Source organism: Streptococcus sp. oral taxon 071 str. 73H25AP (assembly GCF_000146755.1).
In the GTDB taxonomy this organism is placed as follows: domain Bacteria; phylum Bacillota; class Bacilli; order Lactobacillales; family Streptococcaceae; genus Streptococcus; species Streptococcus oralis_T.
The window spans coordinates 1,515,059-1,539,066 of record NZ_GL397254.1; the positions used below are offsets into that span (position 1 = coordinate 1,515,059).

General features: G+C 40.5%; 21 protein-coding genes. 6 read left to right on the forward strand and 15 right to left on the reverse strand.

All coding sequences use genetic code 11. The features are described 5' to 3' along the window. The first annotated feature begins 108 nt into the window (after positions 1 to 108). The gene (locus tag HMPREF9189_RS09565) at positions 109 to 2,034 is read left to right on the forward strand and encodes a site-specific DNA-methyltransferase (RefSeq protein WP_000084167.1); all 1,926 of its coding nucleotides are present in this window, start codon (positions 109 to 111) and stop codon (positions 2,032 to 2,034) included. Next, positions 2,034 to 4,772 (forward strand): DEAD/DEAH box helicase family protein, encoded by a 2,739-nt coding sequence (locus HMPREF9189_RS09570; protein ID WP_000251868.1) that lies wholly within the window; start codon positions 2,034 to 2,036, stop codon positions 4,770 to 4,772. The genes HMPREF9189_RS09565 and HMPREF9189_RS09570 overlap by 1 nt, the downstream gene beginning before the upstream one ends. A gap of 96 nt (positions 4,773 to 4,868) precedes the next feature. Here the strand turns inward: HMPREF9189_RS09570 and HMPREF9189_RS11885 are convergent, their stop codons facing one another. Both HMPREF9189_RS11885 and glmS read right to left on the reverse strand, forming a co-directional pair. Beyond that, positions 4,869 to 5,159 (reverse strand): hypothetical protein, encoded by a 291-nt coding sequence (locus HMPREF9189_RS11885; RefSeq protein ID WP_000727573.1) that lies wholly within the window; start codon positions 5,157 to 5,159, stop codon positions 4,869 to 4,871. A gap of 100 nt (positions 5,160 to 5,259) precedes the next feature. Further along, positions 5,260 to 7,068, reverse strand: a complete 1,809-nt coding sequence (glmS, locus tag HMPREF9189_RS09580; RefSeq protein WP_000334302.1) for a glutamine--fructose-6-phosphate transaminase (isomerizing) — start codon at positions 7,066 to 7,068, stop codon at positions 5,260 to 5,262. A 215-nt stretch (positions 7,069 to 7,283) separates the two neighbouring features. On the opposite strand from glmS, the gene HMPREF9189_RS09585 reads away from it, so the two are divergent. After that, a complete protein-coding gene (locus HMPREF9189_RS09585) occupies positions 7,284 to 7,697 on the forward strand; it encodes an EamA family transporter (RefSeq protein WP_000264204.1) in 414 nt (137 codons plus the stop codon). Between the two features lie 38 nt (positions 7,698 to 7,735). Here HMPREF9189_RS09585 and HMPREF9189_RS09590 read toward each other — a convergent pair whose 3' ends face one another. The 9 genes from HMPREF9189_RS09590 to HMPREF9189_RS09630 all read right to left on the reverse strand — a co-directional run bounded on the left by HMPREF9189_RS09590 (position 7,736) and on the right by HMPREF9189_RS09630 (position 19,041). Beyond that, on the reverse strand, positions 7,736 to 9,115 hold the full coding sequence (locus HMPREF9189_RS09590; protein ID WP_000911342.1) for a glycoside hydrolase family 1 protein: 1,380 nt from the start codon (positions 9,113 to 9,115) through the stop codon (positions 7,736 to 7,738). Between the two features lie 107 nt (positions 9,116 to 9,222). Continuing rightward, positions 9,223 to 11,076: a proline--tRNA ligase gene (locus HMPREF9189_RS09595; protein ID WP_000814035.1), complete on the reverse strand. Its 1,854-nt coding sequence runs from the start codon at positions 11,074 to 11,076 to the stop codon at positions 9,223 to 9,225. Between the two features lie 16 nt (positions 11,077 to 11,092). Then, positions 11,093 to 12,349, reverse strand: a complete 1,257-nt coding sequence (gene rseP / locus HMPREF9189_RS09600) for an RIP metalloprotease RseP (protein WP_000579740.1) — start codon at positions 12,347 to 12,349, stop codon at positions 11,093 to 11,095. A 15-nt stretch (positions 12,350 to 12,364) separates the two neighbouring features. Further along, positions 12,365 to 13,168 (reverse strand): phosphatidate cytidylyltransferase, encoded by an 804-nt coding sequence (locus HMPREF9189_RS09605; RefSeq protein WP_000159109.1) that lies wholly within the window; start codon positions 13,166 to 13,168, stop codon positions 12,365 to 12,367. Between the two features lie 8 nt (positions 13,169 to 13,176). Beyond that, a complete protein-coding gene (locus HMPREF9189_RS09610; protein ID WP_000466702.1) occupies positions 13,177 to 13,935 on the reverse strand; it encodes an isoprenyl transferase in 759 nt (252 codons plus the stop codon). A gap of 209 nt (positions 13,936 to 14,144) precedes the next feature. After that, positions 14,145 to 14,729, reverse strand: a complete 585-nt coding sequence (locus HMPREF9189_RS09615; protein ID WP_001098874.1) for a nucleotidyltransferase family protein — start codon at positions 14,727 to 14,729, stop codon at positions 14,145 to 14,147. Then, on the reverse strand, positions 14,710 to 15,708 hold the full coding sequence (gene ruvB / locus HMPREF9189_RS09620) for a Holliday junction branch migration DNA helicase RuvB (protein WP_000086805.1): 999 nt from the start codon (positions 15,706 to 15,708) through the stop codon (positions 14,710 to 14,712). The genes HMPREF9189_RS09615 and ruvB overlap by 20 nt, the downstream gene beginning before the upstream one ends. Before the next feature lie 287 nt (positions 15,709 to 15,995). After that, entirely contained in the window at positions 15,996 to 18,407 is a 2,412-nt protein-coding gene (locus HMPREF9189_RS09625) for a flavocytochrome c (protein ID WP_000779595.1), read from the reverse strand. Between the two features lie 25 nt (positions 18,408 to 18,432). Continuing rightward, positions 18,433 to 19,041, reverse strand: coding sequence for an NADPH-dependent FMN reductase (locus HMPREF9189_RS09630; protein ID WP_000779600.1), 609 nt, complete (start codon positions 19,039 to 19,041; stop codon positions 18,433 to 18,435). Between the two features lie 218 nt (positions 19,042 to 19,259). Here HMPREF9189_RS09630 and HMPREF9189_RS09635 point away from each other — a divergent pair, with 218 nt between their 5' ends. The 3 genes from HMPREF9189_RS09635 (at position 19,260) to HMPREF9189_RS09645 (ending at position 21,767) form a co-directional block, all read left to right on the forward strand. Continuing rightward, positions 19,260 to 20,459, forward strand: coding sequence for an OFA family MFS transporter (locus HMPREF9189_RS09635; RefSeq protein WP_000665256.1), 1,200 nt, complete (start codon positions 19,260 to 19,262; stop codon positions 20,457 to 20,459). Between the two features lie 75 nt (positions 20,460 to 20,534). Beyond that, the gene (locus HMPREF9189_RS09640; protein WP_000785195.1) at positions 20,535 to 21,413 is read left to right on the forward strand and encodes an AraC family transcriptional regulator; all 879 of its coding nucleotides are present in this window, start codon (positions 20,535 to 20,537) and stop codon (positions 21,411 to 21,413) included. Between the two features lie 153 nt (positions 21,414 to 21,566). Further along, positions 21,567 to 21,767, forward strand: a complete 201-nt coding sequence (locus HMPREF9189_RS09645) for a hypothetical protein (RefSeq protein ID WP_001049252.1) — start codon at positions 21,567 to 21,569, stop codon at positions 21,765 to 21,767. Between the two features lie 137 nt (positions 21,768 to 21,904). Here the strand turns inward: HMPREF9189_RS09645 and HMPREF9189_RS09650 are convergent, their stop codons facing one another. The 4 genes from HMPREF9189_RS09650 to HMPREF9189_RS09665 all read right to left on the reverse strand — a co-directional run bounded on the left by HMPREF9189_RS09650 (position 21,905) and on the right by HMPREF9189_RS09665 (position 24,007). Beyond that, a complete protein-coding gene (locus tag HMPREF9189_RS09650; protein WP_000626619.1) occupies positions 21,905 to 22,321 on the reverse strand; it encodes a GNAT family N-acetyltransferase in 417 nt (138 codons plus the stop codon). An 11-nt stretch (positions 22,322 to 22,332) separates the two neighbouring features. Next, positions 22,333 to 23,028 (reverse strand): GNAT family N-acetyltransferase, encoded by a 696-nt coding sequence (locus HMPREF9189_RS09655; protein ID WP_001144925.1) that lies wholly within the window; start codon positions 23,026 to 23,028, stop codon positions 22,333 to 22,335. A 94-nt stretch (positions 23,029 to 23,122) separates the two neighbouring features. Next, positions 23,123 to 23,542 carry a DUF3021 domain-containing protein gene (locus HMPREF9189_RS09660; RefSeq protein ID WP_000825486.1) on the reverse strand — a complete coding sequence of 140 codons (420 nt, stop codon included), beginning with the start codon at positions 23,540 to 23,542 and terminating at the stop codon, positions 23,123 to 23,125. A gap of 9 nt (positions 23,543 to 23,551) precedes the next feature. Continuing rightward, positions 23,552 to 24,007, reverse strand: a complete 456-nt coding sequence (locus tag HMPREF9189_RS09665; RefSeq protein ID WP_000701933.1) for a LytTR family DNA-binding domain-containing protein — start codon at positions 24,005 to 24,007, stop codon at positions 23,552 to 23,554. Position 24,008 lies beyond the last annotated feature (1 nt).

Here is a 24,008-nt window from a genome sequence, read left to right on the forward strand (position 1 = left end):
TCACGCTGATTATGTAATCAAGCGTATTTTTTGTCAAGCCCTAAAACAGACTTTTTCACATTTTTGTGAGAAGGTCTTTTCTGTTGTGTATGAAAGTGAGGTGCTTGTATGAGTCAGACATTGGAAACAGTGATTCAGCAGGCACTTCGTGAAGTGGTGGAAAGTTTTAGTGAACGCTATATTGTTGATGGACTTTTGAAGAAGGATGCCATCATAACAGACTTAGACAAGTATACACCTGAATTGGTGGAAAGCATCTTAACAAATGCAATTCTAAATGAAGCATTTACCGAGGATATTGCTGGTGCGACAATTTTGAAAATCAATGATATCATTCAAATGCTTGAAGTTGATGAATATTGGTCAAACTCTTATACGCGTTACACCAATAAAATCGGATTAGCGACAAATAATCACTATTTAGACGAAATGACAGATGTCGTCCTAGATTTTCCTTACAAAGATACTATTTTAAAAGCTGGTATGACTAAAGATGATGTATCGAAGGAAGATGCTGAAGAATCCTTTTTAAATGAGATAGTTGCTCGAGAGGAAATTGATGTTCTTCTAGATAAAAAGATTTTAAAAAATGCAAAGAAATATACTAAAGATGGTGTTTTTGAAGCTTCAGAAATTCAGGATACAGATAATCTAATTATAAAAGGAAATAATCTCCTAGCACTCTATAGTTTGAAAGAACGATTTGCTGGAAAGGTGAAATTGATTTATATTGACCCACCGTACTACTTCCTGAAAACTAAACCGACAGATACGTTTACCTATAATTCTAATTTTAGTTTATCCAGCTGGTTAACCTTCTTAAAGAACAGGCTATCAATCGCTTATCAGCTTTTATCGTATGATGGTTTACTTTTTTTAAGCATGAGTGATGAAGGAACTCACTATCTTAAAGTCATGATGGATGAGATTTTTGGAATTGAAAACTTTATTGCCGATGTTACTTGGGAAGCTAGAAGTTCAGTTTCAAGTGATGGTTTGTTTTCAATGAACAGTAATCATATTTTGGTCTATGCTAAAAATAAAGACGCCATTGATAAAAATGATTTTAGGTTAGCTCTTGATATTGAAACATTTAAGTATGATGATAATGATGGACGAGGTCCATATAGGCTTGAACCATTCGATGCTCCAAATATCCGAAAAAATCTTCAATATGAAATAACCAATCCCAATACCAGAGATATCTACATACCTCCAAAAGGACGATGCTGGAGAACTACAAAAGAGAATTATGAAAGATGGTTGGCTGATAATCGTATTCGATTTGGTGTCAACGGAACATCAAAACCACAACTTAAAGCCTATTATTCAGAAGTAAAAATGGCAGGTAAAGGTAAGGCAAGTAGTTCAATTTGGACAATTCAGCCTAATAGTATTACTTGGAGAGAAACCAATACAAATACTTCTGCAACAAAGCACCAACAGGAGTTATTTGGAGAAGAAGTATTTACTAATCCAAAACCAGAAGAGTTAATTAAACGCGTCTTAGAACTATCTACAAATGAAGGTGATCTTGTCCTTGACTTCTTTATGGGTTCGGGAACTACTGCAGCAGTTGCTCACAAGATGAATCGTCAGTACATCGGTATTGAACAAATGGATTATATTGAAACCGTAGCGGTAGAGAGATTAAAGAAAGTTATTGATGGAGAACAAGGTGGCATTTCTCAAGATGTTGCTTGGTCTGGCGGTGGTTCATTCATTTATGCTGAATTAATGGACAAAAATGCAACCTTTATTGATGCTGTTCTTAACTCTAAACATTCTGATGAATTAAAGGCTATCTTTGACGACATGAAAGCCACACTTGATTTTGATTTCAGAGTGGATTTACAAGAAGTCGATCAATCTATCTGGAATGAAGAGTTTGAAATGCAGAAAAAAATTCTTGTGAAGATTATTGACAAAAACCAGCTCTATCACAACTATTCTGAAATTGACGATGAAACCATTAAATCGCAATTATCTCAATCAGATTATGATTTCAATAAGAGTTTTTATGGGGAGAAATGATGGTTAGAAAAACAAAGAAAAAAGAACTGATCTTTGAACTCTTCGATGAATTGAAACAGCTGGATATGGATATTTTGAACGAACAGCACGGTTGGGAATTACCACAATATATTATAGAAAATCTCAAACATGAACCACGTTCTTATCAGAGTGAAGCTATTCGCTATTTTCATTACACTCAAGCATCAGATACTTTCAAGTTTCGAAAACCAAGACAGCTGATGTTCAATATGGCAACTGGTTCGGGAAAGACTGATTTGATGGCTGGTTTAATCCTCTATCTTTATAAAGAAAAAGGGTATCAAAATTTTCTGTTTACAGTGAATACAAATGGTGTTCTGAGTAAGACCATTGATAATCTAACGAATGCTCAATCTACTAAGTTTCTTTTCAATTCTAACTTAGAAATTGATGGGGAACATATCTTTATCAACCAGATTTCAGGAAGATTTCCAGATTTTCCTAATAAAAATGTAATTAATATTAAGTTTGTTTCAATTCAAACATTGACAAATGACCTCTTCACACAGGCAGAAAATATCATGTCATTAAAAGATTACCAGAAGACAAAAATGGTTATTCTGGCGGATGAAGCCCATCACTATTCTGCTTCTACGAAAAAGAAAAATAAAGCAGAATTGGAAAAAATCTCATGGGAAAAAAGTCTACTTTCTCTTCTTCACGCACATGTTGATAATCTCTTGCTAGAATTTACCGCAACACTTGATTTTGACGATGAGACCATTTATCAAAAATATCGAGATAAGATTATTTACCGTTATACCTTGGATTCATACATCAAAGAGCGATATTCAAAAAATGTAAGACGCATTCAGACGGGGAATTCCAATGAAGATAATATGCTTAGTACCGTTCTTCTGAGTGAATATCGTCGCAAATTTGCTCTAGAAAAATTTGGGATTGAGATAAAACCAGTCATTCTTTTCAAATCACATAAAATTGATGCTTCCTATGAAGCAAATAATCTATTCAATGAGATGATTGATAGTCTGACTGTGGAAAGTTTAAGATCGTTCCTTATTTCGCAACGGAGAAGTGTATCAGAAGAGCAAAGCCATACTCTACAGCTAGCTTATCAGTATTATCTCGAAAAGGATGATCTTTCAACTGTTGTTCGAGAAATTAAGCGTGGTTTTTCACCAGCTAGAATTCTAAATGCAAATGATTCAGATAGTGGCTCAAAAGGGTTGCTAGAAACAGGACAGTATCAAGCCCTCAATTCGCTTGAATCGCCCAATAATCTGTACCGTGTAGTCTTTGCCGTAGCAAAATTAACAGAAGGTTGGGATGTCCTCAATCTTTACGATATCGTTCGTATTAGCAACTTGGGAAAAATGAATGATAAAAGAGATGCTAAATCAACCAATTCCGAGGCTCAGTTGATCGGACGTGGGGCACGATACAATCCTTTCTCCTTAAATCAAAAGATTTCTTACCAAAGACGATTTGATGAATCAGATGAAACAGCAAGTCTTTTGTTGGAAACACTACACTACCATACCCTTAATGAACCGCAATACATCAAGAATTTGATGGCATCACTTGACAAGATGAATCTTGCAACTGGGACTGATGAAAAAAATCCTCCAATTGAAATCAAACTGAAACCCTCTTTCAAGAAAACCCAAATCTTTAAAACAGGTAAGCTTTACTATAATGAAACTGAGGAAATTCCTGACAGTCACTATGTGAATCTACGTGCATATGGTATTGAAATTTCTAAGCTAGCCAATGTAACCTATTTAAAATCCACCTATGAAACAGCTTACCTTTCAGCTGAAGCAATAGAGTTAAAAACGTCCCAATTGAGGGGAATTGATATTCGTTATTTTAAAAAATCAATTAGTCGCTCTAACTTTTTCCGATTTGAAAATCTGAAAAGATATCTTCCAAATCTCAAGTCTATGGAAAATTTTTGGGGTGAAAATTGGCTAGATTTGCAAAATCTTACACTCTCTGTCACAACGGAAAAAGAAACCATTGTAGAAGATTTTTCTGCTATGGAAAAGCTGAAAATTGTTGATAACTTTTTTAACCTACTAGCTACTCAAATAAAGGCAGGTTATCGCAAAGCAAGAGGTACGAACCGCTTTATCGGATATCCAATTACAGAATATCTCGTTGATTATCGCAAACGAATACCTAATTATGATACGGCTAAACATAGTGGCTCCTTCATCGAACAAAAAGTAGCTAATATTAGTTTTGAAAAATTTGACTTTTTTGCTTATCAATCAGCTATAATCAATAGAAATGAAGAAAATCTAGTTAATGCTATTGCCAACCATATTGATGAACTAAGAGAACAATACGGTGATGTTTTCCTCATTCGAATGGACGAAAACATGCTAAAGGGGACAGATAAAGTTGAACGATTGAAATTGCACCAATTTGAAGAGAATCCACGGGAAATCAATTTTTCAGGATTTCAACCAGACTTTATCCTACTTCTTCAAAATAAGGATTACTATCTTCAAATCTTCATTGAACCCAAAGGTGAACAATTGGCAGAAAAAGATAGATGGAAGGAGGAACTTCTTTCATATATCAACGACCATCAAGAAGATTTGATTTTCGAGGATGAAGTTGATGGAGTTATCATCAAAGGACTTAAATTCTATAATCAAGAAAATAGTAAGCAAATACTCAATCAATTAGCACAGATAGCTCTTGAAAAACCACATTTTGGTGGAAATATTAAGCTGGACTTATTCTAAATATCAAAAAGACGATTTCCGCTTGGATAATCGCCTTTTTTGCTATTTTATCTTGTAGTTGGTATAAGCTGGTATATATTCCCTAGAAAGTATGCTCTATCCCTTGGTACCAAAACTGTAGTCCCCATTAATCTTTGTGTGGCTATCATAGTTTTTCATTAGAATGGAAGTTTTATCCATACCTTCAAACGCCTTTTTAAAGTGTTCTTTCTGCTCTTCAGCTTTCTTTTGATCTTGAGACTGAACCGTCTCTTGCACTGCAGCAATCCGTTCCAGGTTTTGCTTTTTCGCTTGTCTCTGCTGATGGATCAAAATCGTACGTATCAAGTAAGAACTAGACAAGACGATACCAACCAGCATAGCAATAATACTTTTTTTCTTCTTCATTTTCTTCTCCTTATAAAAAATTAAAGGCGAGCAAAAATACTCCTCACTCAAGTATACCAAGAGAGAGCAAAAAAGTCTAGATGAACTAGACTTTCTTAGCTTATTCTACTGTTACTGACTTAGCAAGGTTACGTGGTTTGTCCACATCAAGGCCACGGTGGAGTGTTGCAAAGTAAGCGACCAATTGTGTTGGCACGACCATTGAGATTGGTGAGAGATAAGGGTGTACAGTCGTAAGGACGATATCATCGGTCTCTTTAGCAACATTCTCTTCTGCGATAGTGAGAACCTTGGCACCACGAGCTGCGACCTCTTGGATATTTCCACGAGTATGGTTAGCAAGGACTGGATCTGACAAGAGGGCCAAGACAGGCGTTCCTTCTTCAATCAAGGCAATGGTCCCGTGCTTGAGTTCTCCTGCCGCAAAGCCTTCACATTGGATGTAAGAAATCTCTTTTAGCTTAAGACTGGCTTCCATGGCTACATAGTAGTCTTGACCACGTCCAATGTAAAAGGCATTGCGAGTGGTTTCAAGAAGCTCACGAACCTTGGCATCAATGGTTTCTTTTTCTGAAAGAGTTGATTCGATAGACTGAGCTACGATTGACAACTCATGAACCAGGTCAAAAGCTTGCGCTTTGGCATTGCCGTTTGCTTCTCCAACTGCTTTTGCCAAGAAGGCAAGAGCTGCGATTTGTGCTGTGTAGGCCTTGGTTGATGCCACGGCAATTTCAGGACCCGCGTGAAGAAGCATAGTATGGTTGGCTTCACGTGAAAGAGTTGAACCTGGCACGTTTGTCACTGTTAAGCTCGGGATACCCATTTCATTAGCCTTAACCAAAACTTGACGGCTATCAGCTGTTTCACCAGACTGGCTGATAAAGATGAAGAGTGGTTTCTTGCTGAGAAGTGGCATACCGTAGCCCCACTCAGATGAGATTCCAAGTTCAACTGGTGTATCTGTCAGTTCTTCCAACATCTTCTTAGAAGCAAATCCTGCGTGGTACGATGTTCCAGCAGCAAGGATGTAGATGCGGTCTGCATCTTGAACAGCCTTGATGATAGCTGGATCTACGACAACTTGACCTGCCTCATCTGTGTAGGCTTGGATGAGTTTACGCATCACCGTTGGTTGCTCGTCGATTTCCTTGAGCATGTAGTAAGGATAAGTCCCCTTACCGATATCTGACAAGTCGAGCTCCGCAGTATAGCTAGCACGTTCACGGCGATTGCCATCATAGTCTTGAACTTCGACACTATCAGCCTTGACGATTACCAACTCTTGGTCATGAATTTCCATGTATTGGTTGGTCTCACGAATCATAGCCATAGCATCTGAGCAGACCATATTATAACCTTCTCCAAGACCAATCAAAAGTGGAGATTTGTTCTTAGCAACATAGATGACATCTGGATTTTCAGAGTCAATCAAGGCAAAGGCATAAGAACCACGAATGATGTGAAGGGCTTTTTTGAAGGCTTCAAGAACTGAAAGACCATCTTCTTCAACAAATTTCCCAATCAAGTGAACAGCGATTTCCGTATCGGTTTGCCCCTTGAAGTGGTGACCTGCAAGGTATTCTTCCTTGATTTCAAGGTAGTTTTCAATCACTCCATTGTGCACCAAAACAAAACGTCCTGTCTCAGAGCGGTGTGGGTGAGCATTGTCTTCCGTTGGTTTCCCGTGAGTCGCCCAACGCGTATGTCCGATACCTGTTGTTCCCTCAACACCAGCTGTCTTGGCAGACAATTCTGCGATACGACCGACAGCCTTGACTAGATGATTTTCAGCACCACCTAGGACAAAAATCCCCGCAGAATCATAGCCACGGTATTCGAGCTTTTCAAGCCCTTGAATCAAAATATCAGTTGCATTTGTGTTTCCAACAACACCAACAATTCCACACATAGTATATACGACACAGACCAGCTGTGCTTTCTCCTTAAATTGGTATAGTCTAATTCTCGCTTTACGGAATCAGCAAAAACAGTATATACTTGTTTTTCTCACTTGTCAAGGATAAAAATTGGTATAGTTTTTCTATCTGGTATTTTATCAAGATTTCACTTGATACCTGACAAGTCGGCATCAATTACTTATAATAAGGGGAGGAGGTATTGGCCATGTGGTTTTTCTTCGCACTTTTATCAGCTATCTTTGCAGCCTTAACGTCAATTTTAGCCAAGATTGGGATTGAAGGAGTTCCATCCAATCTAGCAACTGCTATTCGTACAGTCGTCGTCATTCTTATGGCCTGGGCTATGGTTTTCTTGACCAATAGTCAGACCGAAATTGTCAACATCAGTAAAAAAAGTTGGCTCTTTCTCATCTTATCAGGCTTAGCCACTGGCGCCTCCTGGCTCTGCTACTACAAGGCCTTGCAGATGGGCAATGCGACTGAGGTATCTGCTGTCGATAAATTCAGTCTCGTCATTACCCTCGTTCTAGCCTTTTTCTTCCTACAGGATGTCCTGACGTTTAAAACAATTATTGGCTGTATCCTGATTACGATTGGGACCTTGGTGATGATATTGTAATAAAAAGTGAGATGAATACCATCCCACTCTTTTTATTCTTAAAATCCATTATGGTCGCTGAGCTCTTTGAACCAGTGGCCTGATTTTTTTAGACGACGTTCCTGTGTTTCCAAGTCAAGCTCAACCAAACCATAGCGGTTTTTATAACTGTTGAGCCATGACCAGCAGTCAATAAAGGTCCAAATCAAGTAGCCCTTACAGTTAGCACCGTCTTCAATAGCACGATGTAGTTCACGCAGATGCCCTTTGACAAAGTCAATACGATAGTCGTCTTGAATCATCCCATCTTGACGGAATTTGTCTTCCCCTTCAACACCCATGCCATTCTCTGTCAGCATCCACTCAATATTACCATAATTTTCCTTGATATTTTGAGCGATATCATAAATCCCCTGCTCGTAGATTTCCCAACCGCGGTGAGGATTGATTTTACGGCCCGGCATGACGTAAGGCTCATAGAAATGCTCTGGCAAAAGCGGGCTATCAGGATGTTTAGCAAAACATGGAGCCATGACGCGCAAGGGTTGGTAATAGTTGACTCCAAGAAAGTCCACAGTATGCTCCCGAATAAGGTCCAACTCTTCAGCTGTAGAATCTGGCAGCAAATCATGCTCAGACAAGATTTCTACCAACTCCTGTGGATAAGCCCCCAAGACAGACGGATCTAGGAAAGATTGGGCTTGGAAGAGGTCGGCAATGCGAGCAGCCTTGACATCTGCAGGATGCTGGCTACGTGGATAGGCTGGTGTCAAGTTAAGGACAATTCCAATCTTGGAATCAGGCAAAACTTCATGACAGACCTTAACCGCAAGACTGCTAGCCAGTTGCGTATGATAAGCAACCTGAACCGCCGCTTTGGCATCTACCTTGTGAGGATAGTGGGCATCGTAAAAATAGCCAAATTCTACAGGAACGATGGGTTCATTGAAGGTGATCCATTGGTCCACCAAGTCACCATAAGTCTCAAAACAAAAACGAGCATAGTCTTCATAAGCCTTGACGGTTGTCTTATTTTCCCAACCATCCCCATCTTCTTGGAGGGCAAAAGGCAGGTCAAAGTGATAGAGATTGACTAAGAGACGAATCCCCTTGGCCTTAATCGCTTCAAAGACCTGACGGTAGAAAACCACCCCTTGCGGATTGACCTCTCCACGGCCCTGTGGGAAAATACGAGACCACTGGATAGAAGTTCGGAAGGCTGTATGCCCAGTCTCTACCAAAAGCTCAATATCCTTTTCCCAGTTTTCATAGAAAGTTGATGTTTTGTCAGGTCCAATCCCATTGTAGTAGCGATTTGGCTCTACTTGGAACCAATAATCCCAGAGATTATCTCCCTTACCATCACCAGCTACACGTCCTTCTGTCTGTGGGCCAGAAGTCGAGGAGCCCCAGACAAAGTCCTTTGGAAATTTTAGCATACTTATACCTCTTAACTTGATTATGTATTTATTCATTCCCATTATATAGAAAAAACAAGGTAAAAACTAGTTACATTTTTGCCTTGTTTTTCTTCTGATTATAGTTTTTATTTCTTGCTTAGGATTTCAAGGGTTTCGAGCAAGTTATCTGCATGAACTTCAATGGTGTCACCAGTCGCCTTAATCTTAACTTCTACGATACCATCAGCCGCTTTCTTCCCAACGGTGATACGGATTGGAAGACCAATCAAATCGCTATCGCTAAACTTCACTCCGACACGTTCGTTACGGTCATCTGTCAAGACTTCGTAACCAGCTTCCATCAAGCTTGCTTCAAGTTTTTCTGTTAAGGCTTGCGCTTCTTCATCTTTGACATTGACAGTGATCAAATGCACATCAAATGGTGCCAATTCTTTAGGAAAGTTAACTCCCCAAGCATAACGGTATTCACCTTTTGGCGTTTTGTTAACAAAGAGGCGAGCGTGTTGCTCTATAACGGCTGAAAGGAGGCGGCTAACACCGATACCGTAACATCCCATGATGATTGGCACAGCACGACCATTTTCATCCAAAACATCTGCACCCATACTTGCTGAGTAGCGAGTTCCGAGTTTGAAAATATGACCAATCTCGATACCACGCGCGAAGTTAAGAACACCTTGTCCGTCTGGTGAAATTTCACCCTCACGAACTTCACGGATATCCACATATTCTGCAGTGAAGTCACGACCTGGGTTCACGCCCGTCAAGTGATAGCCATCTTCATTAGCCCCCACAACAGCATTGCGAACATCTTGCACCTTACGGTCTGCAATGATTTTCACATTCTCTGGCAAAGCAACTGGGCCAAGCGAACCAAATCCTGCTGGGATAACACTTGCTACTTCTTCTTCGCTAGCCACATCAAAGAAATCTGCACCCAAATGGTTTTTCAACTTGACTTCATTAAGTTGGTCATTTCCAACTAGAAGGGCTGCAACAAGCTCACCATCTGCCATGTAGAAGAGGGTTTTGATCGTTTGTTCTTCTGGCACGTTAAGGAAGGCTGCGACTTCATCGATGGATTTAACACCTGGAGTTTCCATTCGAGTCACTTCTTCTTCCGCAACGACACGGTTGCTTGGTTTGTACTCGTTTGTTGCCATTTCTAAGTTAGCTGCATAGCTAGACTCACTTGAGTAGGCAATGGTGTCTTCACCAGAAACCATCCATTTGAGCAATTCTGCCTTGATTTCTTCTTGTACTTCTGCAGGAATTTCATCAAATGATGCAACTGACTTGTCCAAGACAACCCAGCGGTCAAGGTCTGTACGAGCAGGAGTGATGGCCATAAATTCTTGGCTATCCTTACCACCCATGGCACCACCGTCACCGATGATAGCCTTGAAATCCAAACCACTGCGAGTGAAGATACGTTCGTAGGCCGCCTTGTACTCGTCATAAGTCACATCCAAACTATTGTAATTAGCATGGAAACTATAACCATCTTTCATGATAAATTCACGCGTACGGAGAAGACCGTTACGTGGACGTTTTTCATCACGGTATTTCGGTTGGATTTGGTAAAGGTTGAGTGGCAATTGCTTGTAAGACTTGACAGAGTCACGAACAATAGCTGTAAAAGTTTCTTCGTGTGTCGGACCTAGGATAAAGTCTGACTTTTCACGGTTTTTCAGTTTATAAAGGTCTTCACCATAGGTTTCATAACGGCCTGATTCACGCCAAAGATCAGCACTGAGAAGGGCAGGAGCCAACATCTCCACCGCACCAATCTTATCAAACTCTTGGCGCATGATATTCTTAGCCTTTTCAATCACACGGTTAGCGAGTGGTAGGTAAGAATAAACACCGGCAGAAACTTGACGAACATAACCAGCACGCAACATAAGGGCGTGGCTGATAACTTGAGCATCGCTTGGCATTTCGCGAAGCGTTGGGATTAGCATTTTACTTTGTTTCATAATATTCCTCGATTATCTAAAAGAAGAGTCGCATAATGTCATTCCAGGTCACAGCTAGCATCAAGGCAACCATGATAACTACACCAGCCATGGTGACATAGGTTTCAATTTCTTGTTTAAGGGGTTTCCGGCGGATAGCCTCTAGGATATTGAGCACAATCTTTCCACCATCCAAAGCTGGGATAGGGATCAAGTTAAAAATCCCGATATTGATGGAAATCATAGCTAAGAAGTAAAGGACATTCTCAATTCCATTTTTAGCAGCATCGCTACTTGCCTTAAAAATAGCAACGGGACCACCGAGTTTGTTCAAATCTGGATGGAAAATCAAGTTTTTCAGAGCCGAAAGGATACGGAGCCCTGAGTCAGCAGCAGTTGTAAATCCACCAACAAACATGGATAGAAAGTCTGACTTGACTCCCGGTTGAACCCCGAGAATGTAACGCCCTTGATTCTCTTCTGGAGTCACCGTGACTTGTTTTTCGCTACCATTTTCAGAAATGGTCACATCTAAGGTCGGAGAGGTCTTGTCCTTGGTATCGGCTTCCACAGCCTGGGTCAAGTCTTGCCAATTCTTAACCTCATGCGAGCCGACCTTGGTAATTTGAGCGGTCTCAGCTACACCTACCTTAGCCAAAGCTCCCTCTGGCATGACATGAAAGAGATTTGTCTGAGTATCTCTAACACCGCCTTGCAAAAAGATCAGGATCCAAAAAACAACAACACCTAAGATAAAGTTATTCATAGGACCTGCAAAGTTGGTGATAAGCTTACCCCAGATAGAAGCATTTTGATACTGTACATCCAGAGGAGCGATGCGTACTTCGGTTCCGTCTTCTTCAACAACCGTCGCATCATGATCCACTGCAAAAGTCTTTTCTTCTTCCAAGACCAAACCCTTGATAAAGAGCTTGTCTTCAAAGTCAAACTGGGTTACCTGCATAGGAAGGGCCGTTTGATCCAACTTCTTTCCTGAGAGGTTGATCCGTTTGACCTTGCCATCGTCGGCAAGTGTTAAACTGACTGGAGTTCCTGTCTTGATCTCTGTCGCATCATCACCCCAGCCTGCCATACGAACATAGCCTCCTAGAGGAAGGATCCGAATGGTATAAGCAGTGCCATCCTTACCGATATGGGAAAAAATCTTGGGCCCCATACCAATGGCAAATTCACGAACTAGAATGCCTGATTTCTTGGCAAAATAAAAATGTCCAAACTCATGCACCACCACTATAATCCCAAAAACGAGGATAAAGGTTAGCAATCCAATCATTCAATCTTCCTTTCTTTAAAACAGGCCAAATAAGTGCATCATTGGAAACACAATCAGCATGCTGTCAAAGCGATCCAACACACCGCCATGTCCAGGGATAAATTTTCCAGAATCCTTGACAGCAAAATGGCGTTTCATGGCACTCTCAATCAAGTCACCAAACTGGCCTGCTACACTGAAGAAGGCGGCAAAAAGACTCATCCTATAAATTCCATAGGGAAGAGCAACTGTACTGTCCACTAGCATGAAGAGTACTGTTATCAGTACCGCACCTAGAATACCCCCAACAAAGCCCTCAATACTCTTATTAGGAGAAACTCTCGGGGCTAACTTATGCTTGCCAAAATTCACCCCCGTCAGATAAGCTGCACTATCTGTCGCCCAAACGATAAAGAGAGCCAGGAGAACCTTATCAAATCCAGCTATACGAGCATCTAGTAAGGCATTGAAGCCAAAACCAACATAGAAACTCACAGCAATCGGAAAGGCAGCATCTTCAATCGTATAGTTTTTACTGAAAACGGTTGTCCCTAACATTATTGTAATCAAAACACTGTAGACAACTACATTGCCATCAACCGGCAAAAAAGTTAGGTAATTTTCTAAGGGGATTGTGAGGGCAAAGGTTGCAAGGAGGGTCAAGGTGCCCTCAATGGTCATGGTCTTTAGTCCCTTCATGTGAAGGAGCTCATGGACACCTAGCATTGCTAACAAGCCAATCCCTATCTGCAACAGGAGCCCGCCAACAAACAAGACGGGAAGGAAGATAAGCAGAGCCAGTCCAGCAAATAGTGTTCTCTCTTGTAAATCCTTGGTCATATTTTCTCCTAAACTCCTCCAAATCGGCGATGACGACGATTATAGGCAAGAATTGCTTCCTGTAAAGCTTCCTCGTCAAAATCAGGCCACAAGGTATCCGTAAAATAGAGCTCACTATACGCCCCCTGCCATGGAAGGAAATTGCTCAAGCGTAATTCTCCACTGGTACGAATAATCAAATCTGGATCTCGCACATCCTTAGGCAAATGTTGGGTGAAGAGATAGTTGCCAATCAATTCCTCTGTGATATCACCTGGATTGATTTTCGCATCTAATACATCCTGAGAAATCAGCTTAACAGCCTGTGTAATCTCAGCACGTCCACCATAGTTAAGCGCAAAATTGAGAATCAAGCCTGTATTGTTCTTGGTCAATTCCTCTGCTTTTTTCAAAGCTTCAAAGGTCGGCTTAGGCAGACGGTCTGTCTCCCCAATCATCTGAATCTTAACATTATTTGCATGTAATTCAGGGACGTAGTTATCATAAAACTCGACTGGCAAGTTCATGATAAACTTGACTTCCTGATCTGGACGAGTCCAATTTTCCGTAGAAAAAGCATAGACCGTAATAACCTTAACGCCCAGTTTGTTGGCTGCCTTGGTCACCTTTTGAAGGGATTCCATCCCTGCCTTGTGACCAAAAACCCGTGGTTGCATGCGTCTCTTAGCCCAACGGCCATTCCCATCCATGATGATGCCAATATGATTAGGAACCTGTCTTGGAACCTCAACTTCTACAGCTTTATCTTTCTTAAAAAATCCAAACATGATCTTATTCCTATTCAAAAATCTACCGTTTTATTATACCATACTTCCCTATTTTCTTCTATTGCTAAGTTACTATCATTACTTGTAAGTAACAAAAAATAAGCCGCCTGATTGGGCGACTTTATTTTATAGGGAGATTATTATGAAAAAGTTTTAGGAGTTTAAGTTAAGTTTCTCTTAACTTATGGACTTAGTATACCGCCCCTAACTTAAATTTTTCTTAAGTTTTTTGAGAAAGCCAGATTTTTCCATTTTTCTTGCCAATTTTTCTTGGACAATCGCTCTTGATAGAGTTTCATCCTTTCCTCATTATCTAGAAAATGAGGAGTTGGGGAAACCTGGAAGTTCATAATATCCTCTAAACCATAGGGGGCAAAGAGCTCTAAGGTGGAATTTTCATTCAAGCGAAGACCTACCGCCGTGCAGCGTTCTGGATACTTACTCATAGCATCACGAGAACTGGTATCGGGCGCAGTGTGAGGACTGTGCAGATGCATATAGACCTGATTTTTCAACTCCCACTGGTACTGAGGAAAATCCTCTCTCAGCTTTTTCTCTAGGGATACTGTTTCCTCATAAGAAACATCTGGATCAAAGAAAATCACATCCACATCTGTTTCACGGTCAAAAGGCGATTTGTCTGACAAGAGATTCCAGATGAAATTCCTGACAGAACCTGCCGCCAACCACGAGTCTTTCAGATCAAGGTCACGAATGATGGTCAGAATGGTCATCATATCTGGATTTTTTCTAAAAACCTCTAGAATATCTTGCTCATTTTTCACTGTATTCATACCCCAAATGTTCATAAGCCTTGGCTGTCGCGACCCGTCCAGAACGAGTTCGCATGATGAAACCTTTCTGGATGAGGTAAGGTTCGTACATATCTTCGACCGTCTCACGCTCCTCGGCAATATTAACCGAAAGGGTTCCCAGCCCAACTGGACCACCACCGTACATCTCAATCATGGTATGAAGGATTTTTTGATCCACATAGTCCAATCCTTCATGGTCAACATCTAGCATGGTTAATGCCTTATCGGTAATGACATCATCAATTAAGCCATTCCCCATTATCTGTGCAAAGTCGCGCACGCGCTTAAGGAGGCGATTAGCGATACGGGGAGTTCCTCGACTGCGTAAGGCCAGCTCTGCAGCTGCCTCATGGGTAATTTTCATCTCAAAAATATCAGCCGTCCGCTCAACAATTTCCGTCAAGTCAGCGTGGGCATAGTATTCCATATGACCTGTAATCCCGAAACGCGCTCGTAGAGGATTAGAAAGCATACCAGCACGGGTCGTCGCACCAATCAAGGTAAAAGGTGGCAAATCCAAATGAACACTGCGACTGCCTTCACCAGCCCCAATCATGATGTCGATGTAAAAGTCCTCCATGGCACTATAAAGTACCTCTTCCACCGACATGGGCAGGCGATGAATCTCGTCAATAAAGAGGACGTCTCCAGGTTCCAAATCATTCAAAATCGCTACCAAGTCACCCGCTTTTTCAATGACAGGCCCAGAGGTCTGCTTGAGATTGACTCCCAGTTCGTTGGCAATAACAAAGGCCATGGTCGTTTTCCCCAAACCTGGAGGCCCAAATAAGAGTACATGATCCAGTGCTTCATCCCGCATTTTGGCGGCTTCGATAAAGATTTGGAGCTGGTCCTTGACCTTATCCTGCCCAATATATTCACGTAAATATTGGGGACGTAGGGTACGTTCTACCAACTCCTCATCACCCATGATTTCATTATCTAAAATTCTACTCATGCTCCTATTATAGCAAAAATCCAGCCTACAAACAAAAAAGCCACCTGATTGGGTGACTTCTTTAGGGAGATTATTATGAAAAAGAAAAATTTAGGATTTCATTAAATAAAGGGTACTCAATGAAAATCGAAATCAGACTGGGCAGATAGACGCAAGCATAACTATGGTTAGCTAAGTCGACTCTAACGAAGGTTGATGAGATTTTCGAAGAGTATTAGGAGGTCTTTATTTAATGATTATATAATACACAAGGAGACTTAAAATTCCCTTAATTTTTAAATCCATTACTAACAATTTTCTTGAACAGCTGTTTGACCTGCAATACGTCCAAAAGTAAAGATATCCGTAAGCGAATTTCCTCCTAGACGGTTACCTGCATGGAGTCCACCTGCGACTTCTCCGGCAGCATACAAACCAGGAATAATCTGACCTTTTTCGTTCAAAACGTGTGTTGAAGTATCAATCTTGAGTCCACCCATTGTATGGTGAACGGCCGGTTTTCTCGGTGTTGCGTAAAATGGCGCAACCTCACACTTGAGATCAAAACTACCTTTATTAAATTCAGGATCAAAACCTGCATCTACATAGGAATTGTAATTCTTAATCGTTTCCACTAGAACTTGTGGATCCATACCAATCTGAACCGCCAACTCTTCTATCGTATCTGCACGATAGAGAGTTCCTGCCTTGACTTGGGCATCGATTTTTTCTTGGCTAGTGTTGTAGGCAGTTTCCTTGATGCGGTCATCCGCAATCAAGTAGAACAAGCCACCATTATCAATCGCCGCTTGAGATAGCTTGTCTCGACTACCGTACTCATCTACAAATCGCTTCCCTTGAGTATTTACCATGATGAAGTTAGCTGGAGGAACTTGAAGTCCTGAGAAGAGAGCTCCTGTCACTGGATCGGATACTGGCATCATTTGACTAAAGCCCATACCCACCAAATCTGCACCTACACTTTGACCTAAAAGAATACCATCCCCTGTTACAGCTGGTGTATTAGATGTGGCAATATCATCTGCAATTTCAGTCCAGTAGGTATTGTATTTTTGTAGCATCTTGGTATTGGCACCAAATCCTCCAGAAGCTAGAACAACAGCATCTGCATTGACAATGATGGTTTGACCGTTTCGACCTTCTGCTCTGACACCCTTGACAGCCCCTTCTTTTACAAGCAATTCTTTAACTGGAGAGTCAGTCAAAATCTTGCCACCATTTTCTAGAACATATTTTTGTAGGACAGATATAAAGGCATACCCCATTGGTTGAACCGGCTTATGACCACGACGCCAAAGGGCTCCAACTGGCATTGTCACTTCGCTACGAACAAATTCAACACCAATGTCTTCCAACCAACGAACAGACTCTAGGGCCCGTTCGGTTAAAACAGATACTAAATCGTATTGGCCATGAATTTCATTTCCTTGTAAATCTTTTCGTTTCCCACCGATATAGGTTTGGATACGGTAAAGTAATGTAGAGTCAAACAAATAGCTTGGATTCTGCAAATACTGCTCAACCTCAACTTTCAAGGCTCTAAAGTCCTCTAGATATTCTGGGTCAATCGTTGATTCATCTATCGCAATCAATTCTTGAAGCGTATGTGCCTCACCTGGATGAGCTGCGAAGGTTCCTTGCCATGCTGGATCTGGTGCATTCATTGGACCACCTGCACGAACAGTATTTCCTCCAATTGCTGGGAATTTCTCAACAATAATCGGCTTCTTACCAGCTTGTAAGACTGCAGCAGCCGCAGCTAAACCAGCTCCTCCACCTCCAACGATGACAACGTCTGCCTGATAGGTTTTATCTTCTTTATCTAGGGCAGATGGCGCTTTTGAACGCTTGCGTAAAACATCTGGATTTGCACCAGCTTGTTTGACCGCACGCGCAACTCCGTCCAAGACACCATTTGAAGTTACAGAAGCTCCTGACACCGCATCAACATTTAAGGTTTGTCCCTCAATGATTTCTGCTGGGATACGAGTAAAGACAACATCTGCGATTCCTGAAGATTCTCCAGAAGAATCGATTTCGATTTTTTCAATACGGTCCTCAGAAACCGTGACATCCATCGGCAATTTACCATTATGGCCTTCAGTTGTAACATGGTAAGTCCCCGGTTCAAATCGAACTTCTTCAGGAAGATTTAGTTGGTTTGCAACGGATACAAAGCGAAGGAAGCGATAAAAACAACTATCTAGGAAATCTACAGTTCGCTCCTCAATTAAATTTCCATTATCATCAAATGCTCGATGAGCTCGACCAAGTAAAAACTCACTGCCTGGCATAACTGTTGCATTTACTCCAGGAGCATCAAGAATCTGACGAAGACGAAGTTGGGCACGTGAAGAACCTTGAATATCATAGGAAGCTCCTACAATCATTGTCGGCTTTCCGTCTAGTGGATGAATGTTAAAAGACAACCACTCGAGCAAGCTATTCAAACTTGATGGAATCGTATGATTGTGCTCGGGTGTCGAGATAATGACACCATCAGCTTCTGAAATAGCTTGATTAAACTTCTGAATAATAGGTGTATCTGTTTGATCATCTGTTTCATTGAACATTGGTACATCTGTTATCTCTAAAATCTCAATATCCGCTTTTGAAGCAAAATGTCTTTTCATAAATTGCAACAGGTTGCGATTATAGGATTTTTTTGCATTAGTCCCAACAATAGCTACTAATTTCATGGATTGTTCTCCTTTCTTGAAATACTTATGCTTTTAACCATTCTTCCCAGATGAATGATTTCTTACGATTTGTATCTTCAGGTTTTACTAAAGCTTTTGTTAGTTCAACAAAATTTTGAAACTCTGAAAAATGTTCTTCTAGTTCTGCAACCTTTTCAGGATTGTTCAAATGGCACTCATCATCCAGTACTTGCTCAGAATGACCTAGAAAGAACTCTGTACCAGGCATAACTCTCGCTTTAAGCTCCGGCGCATCTAAAATCTGACGTAAATGTGCCTGCGCTCTAGATGTTCCTAGCGAACCGAGAGAAGCACCTACAATCATAGTTGGTTTATTGATTAAGGCACGACTGGTATAGGCAATCCACTCCAAAGCAGAGGCCAAAGGTGCTGGTATCGTGTGATCGTACTCAGGTGTTGAAATAATCACACCATCTGCAGCAAGAATTTTTTCTGAAAAAGCTTGAACTTCAGCTGGCGCTTGCTTGTCCTCAGGTTCGTTAAATGCTGGCAATTGTTTGATTTCCAATACCTCAATGTCGGCTTTATCCGAAAAGTGCTTTTGCATAAATTTCAAGAGTTTCCGATTGGTTGAGCGATCTGAATTGGTTCCAACGATAGCAACTAGTTTCATCTTGGTACCCCTTTCATTTATTTAATCTAATTTCATTATACTACTTTAGAAAATCTTGTAAATCCTTGATAATAAAGACCGTGTTATTCTATCAGATTATCGTACTTTAGTACAAGTTCGTGAAAAAATTAACAAAATATCTTCTTAAACTATTGACCAGCTTCCTTAACTATGATATAGTCTTGGTGAAAAAATATACATTTAAGGAGGATGTTTTTATGAAAGAGACATTCAATCGTTGGAGGATTTTAGTCGCGTCTACAGCCATTCTTCTTTGCACAGGTGCCGTCTATTCCTTTTCTGTTTTTGCCGGACCACTTAGCAGTTCAACAGGCTGGTCCATGTCTGATATTATGTTAGCATTTGCTATCAACTCTGCAATCGGCCCTATCCCCATGATTCTTGGAGGTTATTTAGTTGACAAAGGTTATGTAAAATGGACCATCGCCCTCGGCGCTCTCCTATTTGCTAGCGGATTTTACTTAACCGGCTATGCCAATTCACCAGCCATGCTTTATTTGACCTATGGATTAATGGCCGGGCTTGGTCAAGGTTTTGCCTATTCAGGTGCCCTCTCCAATTCACTTCGTCTCTTCCCTGATAAACTTGGCTTAGCCTCTGGAATTCTGACAGGCGGAATGGGATTTGCCGCAGTCATCGCTTCTCCAGTCGCGAGCAATCTCATTCAACAACAAGATGCCTTCTTTGCTTTTCGTACAATTGGGCTAGTCTATATAGTTGTTATCATCTGTGCCATTTTCTTTATCAAGGCAGCTCCAAGTGGCTACCAACCAGCAGGCTGGAAAGCTCCAGTACAAACTAAGCAAGGACCTACTAATAAAAACTGGAAACAAATGCTACAAAGTCCTCTGTTTTACATTATCATTAGCATGTTCTTTGTTGGCGCCTTTTCTGGTTTGATGATTGCCTCTCAAGCATCACCAATCGGTCAATCAATGTTTGGACTCTCTGCAGGCACTGCAGCTCTCTATGTCTCTCTTTATTCAATCGCAAACTCTAGTGGTCGTTTTATCTGGGGATCACTTTCTGATAAAATCGGCCGTTCAAAGACCTTATTGATTATTTATTCTGTCATTGTCCTAGCTTTATTCTCCCTAACTATCGTCCCTGGTCAATTCGGGTTTACCTTAGGAATTATTGGGCTTGGTATCTGCTTTGGTGGTGTTATGGGGGTCTTCCCATCTATCGTCATGGAAAATTACGGTCCTGCAAATCAAGGGGTCAACTACGGTATCGTCTTCACTGGATATTCTTTAGCAGCATTTTTCGCTCCCAAAGTCGCAGTTCAAATGGCAATGGCTAATAATGGAAATTATAGTGTAGCTTTTTATGTTGCTATTGCTTTGGCCTTTATTGGACTTATGCTTACTATTTTTTATATGAAAAAGAAAGCTTAAAACTCGAAAACTTCCTAGATAAGGAAGTTTTTTTGGTATAATAAAAGTAGTAATAGAATATTGGGAGGATTTACCATGGCAGACCGTTCACATTTCTTACGAGATAACCCATCTGACTTCCCATATGATTTTGAAAAACAAATCCTATCCAAAACATCTCCTGACACAATCTATCATTGTCATCCTGAACTAGAGATTATTTACGTTACAAAGGGTTCTGCCATCGTTCATATCAACTCAGAACGCTTTGAAAGTCGCGAAGGAGATATATTTCTTATCCAACCGACCTCTCTCCATGCTATCTATTCTCACAAAGATCAAGAACTATTTTCTACCAGCTTTCGAATTCATCTAGATTATCTTGGGAGAAGTCAAATTGACAGCTTTAGCCAACGCTATATCCAACCCCTCCACTCTGGTCACTTTTGCCTTACTCCCCAAATATCACCAGGCGATAAGGCCTATGATCAAATTCAATCCTGCCTTCTTTCCCTCTTTTCTATCCTTGAAGAAAAAGGCATATACTACGATCTACTCATAAAATCTAAACTATACGAATTGCTTCATCTTCTCTTTAAGTATAGATACGTCAATCGACACTATACAGATGATACCTACCAAAAATACCAAAAACTAAAAGAAGTGATTTGCTACCTTGAACAGCACTACGCAGAACCCGTTCATATCGAGCAACTAGCTGCAACATTTGGATATAGTAAAAATCACTTTATGAGTATTTTCAAGCAACATACTGGAGCCAGTTGTATGGACTACCTGCTCCAGTTACGTCTTGAGAAATCCTGTGAGAGACTCGTCCAAACCAACCTCAGCATTCAAGAAATTGCAAGCCAGGTCGGTTTCACCAACCTTTCAAACTTCAACCGTCAATTTAAGCAACACTATCACCTAACACCTAGACAGTATCGAAACCAACAACTTAAAAAGAAAACATAATTCTTTCTCCTTAGTCTTTTCTAAGGAGTTTTTTCAAACAAAAAAGCCACCTGATTTGGTGGCTTCTTTAGGGAGATTATTATGAAAAAGAAAAGTTTAGGATTTCATTAAATAAAGTTAGGAGGTCTTTATTTAATGATTATATAATACAAGATGAATCTTAAAGCTAACTTAACTTTTTCTCTGATTTATCATTTTTTTAAAATTTTCCCCAAATGGAATTTCCTTTCTCAAACAACAAAAAAGCCACCTGATTGGGTGACTTCTTTAGGAGATTATGATGAAAAAGAAAAGTTTGGGATTTCATTAAATAAAGGGTACTCAATGAAAATCGAAATCAGACTAGGCAAATAGACGCAAGCATAACTATAGTTAGCTAAGTCGACTCTAACGAAGGTTGATGAGATTTTCGAAAAGTATTAGGAGGTCTTTATCTAATAACTATATAATACACGAGGAGACTTAAACTTTACTTAATAAAAAATAATTTTTTATCTTTTTCGATCCACCCAAATCATTCCTGTGCAATCATAAGTAGATAGGGTTTCAAAGCCCAAGGAACGATAAAATCCCAAGTTTTTATCTGTTTGGTCTGTCACCAGTTGGACTTGATAGGCATCTTTATAATCACCTAAAGCCTCTTTCATCAAGTCGCTACCAATCCCTTGGCGCTGATAGCTAGGCAAAACGATCAAATCATGGACAAAAATAGATGAAAAACCATCTCCGACCAAACGGACCAAGCCAACCACGGCATCTCCATCACGTGCCAAATAAATCGCTAATGAGTGAGACAAGGCCTTCTCCAACATTTGGGGTTGATGTGTATAATTTGTCCATCCAACTGCCTGATAGAGATGCAAAACATCTTCTAACTTGACAACTTCTTGCTTTCTCACGCTAATCATGTCATCACCTCTTAGAACTCTCTCAAGCTCTTGTACTGCCGTCCATTTTTATCAAAATTTTCAGGAGCCAACCATGTTTCCAAACGAGCTTTAACTTGAGGCCAGTCCTTATCAATCATAGCGAGCCAATCCGTATCCCTCGTGCGCCCCTTATAAACAACTGCCTGGCGGAAGGTTCCTTCATAGATAAAGCCCAAACGTTCCGCAGCTCGTCTTGATGGCAGATTTAGAGCATCGCATTTCCACTCATAGCGACGATAGTTAAGCTCTTCAAAAACATAGCGAGCTAGGAGATATTGAGCCTCTGTCCCTATACGTGTTCCCCTGAGTTCTGGAGAAAAAGTGACAGCTCCCACTTCTATTACTCGGTTATTCTGGTCAATGCGCATGAGAGAAAAAGTTCCCAAAGCCTTACCAGTTGCCTTGTCTATAATCGCATAGTAAAAACGGTCCTTACGAGCCAACATCTGATTTAAGACGGTAACCAGTTCCTCCATATCTGCCACTGGCTCCTGAAAGAGGTAGGTCCACATCTCCCGAGGAGTATCGGGTCCATAAACAGCTAGCAAATCCTCTTCATGCTTTTCCACCGAAAGAGCCTCTATCCGAGCGTAGCGCCCTTCTAAGAAATCAATGGAAGGCAATTCACCTGGAGTATAACCTTCCATTGACTCACCAATCATCTGACCATATTCGTTTACTGGCATCGTTTTTCTCCTTGTTTTACACTGAAAATACTATATCATAATTTGCTCTATATGGAAACTAGCACTCTCCCCAAACCTCATCCTCAACACTACATTAGTGATTCGTTTTCTTTCTTTTATCTTCTAAGGCTTGATTAATTCGTTGGGTGAGCTTGTGAGTTTGCCAGATCTGATACAACCATATCAGTCCATAAATTAACAAGAAAAAGAACCAAAGCAAGGGACTCAACAATGCTGAACCCCAGCCAAAAAATAGGTAGGTCAATACTAAAATAGTAGCTGTCGCTAATAAATGAACTCCTACACGCATACTATAAGCAAGAAACTCTAGCCTTTCAAGGATTAAGGTCAATACCCCCATAATTCCACTCATCAAAAACAAAGCTAGAATATTTTTTGTCGTTGGTGCAGGATAGGTAATACCTGAATAAAACTGAGCCAATAACACCAAACTCAAATAAACAAAGGAGGCCGTCCGCATTCCCGATACAAAATAAGCAATCAATCGCTTCATGATTTTCTCCTATAAACCTAGATAATCCATTAAGGACTTAACGTATTTCCGACTCACACTAGATTTGATACCCCGAGTCATCTTAGCCATCATGTTCCCTGAAAAGCTATCCGATAATGACTCTAAATGGTCAATGTTTATAACTGAATGACGTGATATCTGTATAAAGTTACGTCGATTAATTCGATTCTGAAAGTTTGTCAATGTTTCCTTAGTTTTATAAATCCCGTCTACTGTATAAATTGTCAACAAATTTTTATCGATATCCGCTAGAATAAGATCCTCAATTTTCACCATAACCAGATGATCATCCGTTCGAATAGGAATAACCACATGATTAGTCGTTGAAAATTGTTCTAAATACTCCATGACCTCTCTTGCTTGGTCGGTTAACTGAGCTGCCTGAATTAAAATGTGTGGGTCTTTTTCTGAAAACTCTGTCTTCATTTCAAAACGAATCTTCATT

Coding starts and splice junctions, on each gene's coding strand:
- HMPREF9189_RS09605 (WP_000159109.1), bottom strand. CDS start 13,168: ATGACCAAGGATTTACAAGAGAGAACACTATTTGCTGGACTGGCTCTG.
- HMPREF9189_RS09630 (WP_000779600.1), bottom strand. CDS start 19,041: ATGAAACTAGTTGCTATCGTTGGAACCAATTCAGATCGCTCAACCAAT.
- HMPREF9189_RS09660 (WP_000825486.1), bottom strand. CDS start 23,542: ATGAAGCGATTGATTGCTTATTTTGTATCGGGAATGCGGACGGCCTCC.
- HMPREF9189_RS09615 (WP_001098874.1), bottom strand. CDS start 14,729: ATGAATACAGTGAAAAATGAGCAAGATATTCTAGAGGTTTTTAGAAAA.
- ruvB (WP_000086805.1), bottom strand. CDS start 15,708: ATGAGTAGAATTTTAGATAATGAAATCATGGGTGATGAGGAGTTGGTA.
- HMPREF9189_RS09625 (WP_000779595.1), bottom strand. CDS start 18,407: ATGAAATTAGTAGCTATTGTTGGGACTAATGCAAAAAAATCCTATAAT.
- HMPREF9189_RS09590 (WP_000911342.1), bottom strand. CDS start 9,115: ATGCTAAAATTTCCAAAGGACTTTGTCTGGGGCTCCTCGACTTCTGGC.
- glmS (WP_000334302.1), bottom strand. CDS start 7,068: ATGTGTGGAATTGTTGGTGTTGTTGGAAACACAAATGCAACTGATATT.
- HMPREF9189_RS09610 (WP_000466702.1), bottom strand. CDS start 13,935: ATGTTTGGATTTTTTAAGAAAGATAAAGCTGTAGAAGTTGAGGTTCCA.
- HMPREF9189_RS09645 (WP_001049252.1), top strand. CDS start 21,567: ATGAATCTTAAAGCTAACTTAACTTTTTCTCTGATTTATCATTTTTTT.
- HMPREF9189_RS09570 (WP_000251868.1), top strand. CDS start 2,034: ATGGTTAGAAAAACAAAGAAAAAAGAACTGATCTTTGAACTCTTCGAT.
- HMPREF9189_RS09585 (WP_000264204.1), top strand. CDS start 7,284: ATGTGGTTTTTCTTCGCACTTTTATCAGCTATCTTTGCAGCCTTAACG.
- HMPREF9189_RS09655 (WP_001144925.1), bottom strand. CDS start 23,028: ATGCCAGTAAACGAATATGGTCAGATGATTGGTGAGTCAATGGAAGGT.
- HMPREF9189_RS09595 (WP_000814035.1), bottom strand. CDS start 11,076: ATGAAACAAAGTAAAATGCTAATCCCAACGCTTCGCGAAATGCCAAGC.
- HMPREF9189_RS09565 (WP_000084167.1), top strand. CDS start 109: ATGAGTCAGACATTGGAAACAGTGATTCAGCAGGCACTTCGTGAAGTG.
- HMPREF9189_RS11885 (WP_000727573.1), bottom strand. CDS start 5,159: ATGAAGAAGAAAAAAAGTATTATTGCTATGCTGGTTGGTATCGTCTTG.
- HMPREF9189_RS09640 (WP_000785195.1), top strand. CDS start 20,535: ATGGCAGACCGTTCACATTTCTTACGAGATAACCCATCTGACTTCCCA.
- HMPREF9189_RS09665 (WP_000701933.1), bottom strand. CDS start 24,007: ATGAAGATTCGTTTTGAAATGAAGACAGAGTTTTCAGAAAAAGACCCA.
- rseP (WP_000579740.1), bottom strand. CDS start 12,349: ATGATTGGATTGCTAACCTTTATCCTCGTTTTTGGGATTATAGTGGTG.
- HMPREF9189_RS09650 (WP_000626619.1), bottom strand. CDS start 22,321: ATGATTAGCGTGAGAAAGCAAGAAGTTGTCAAGTTAGAAGATGTTTTG.
- HMPREF9189_RS09635 (WP_000665256.1), top strand. CDS start 19,260: ATGAAAGAGACATTCAATCGTTGGAGGATTTTAGTCGCGTCTACAGCC.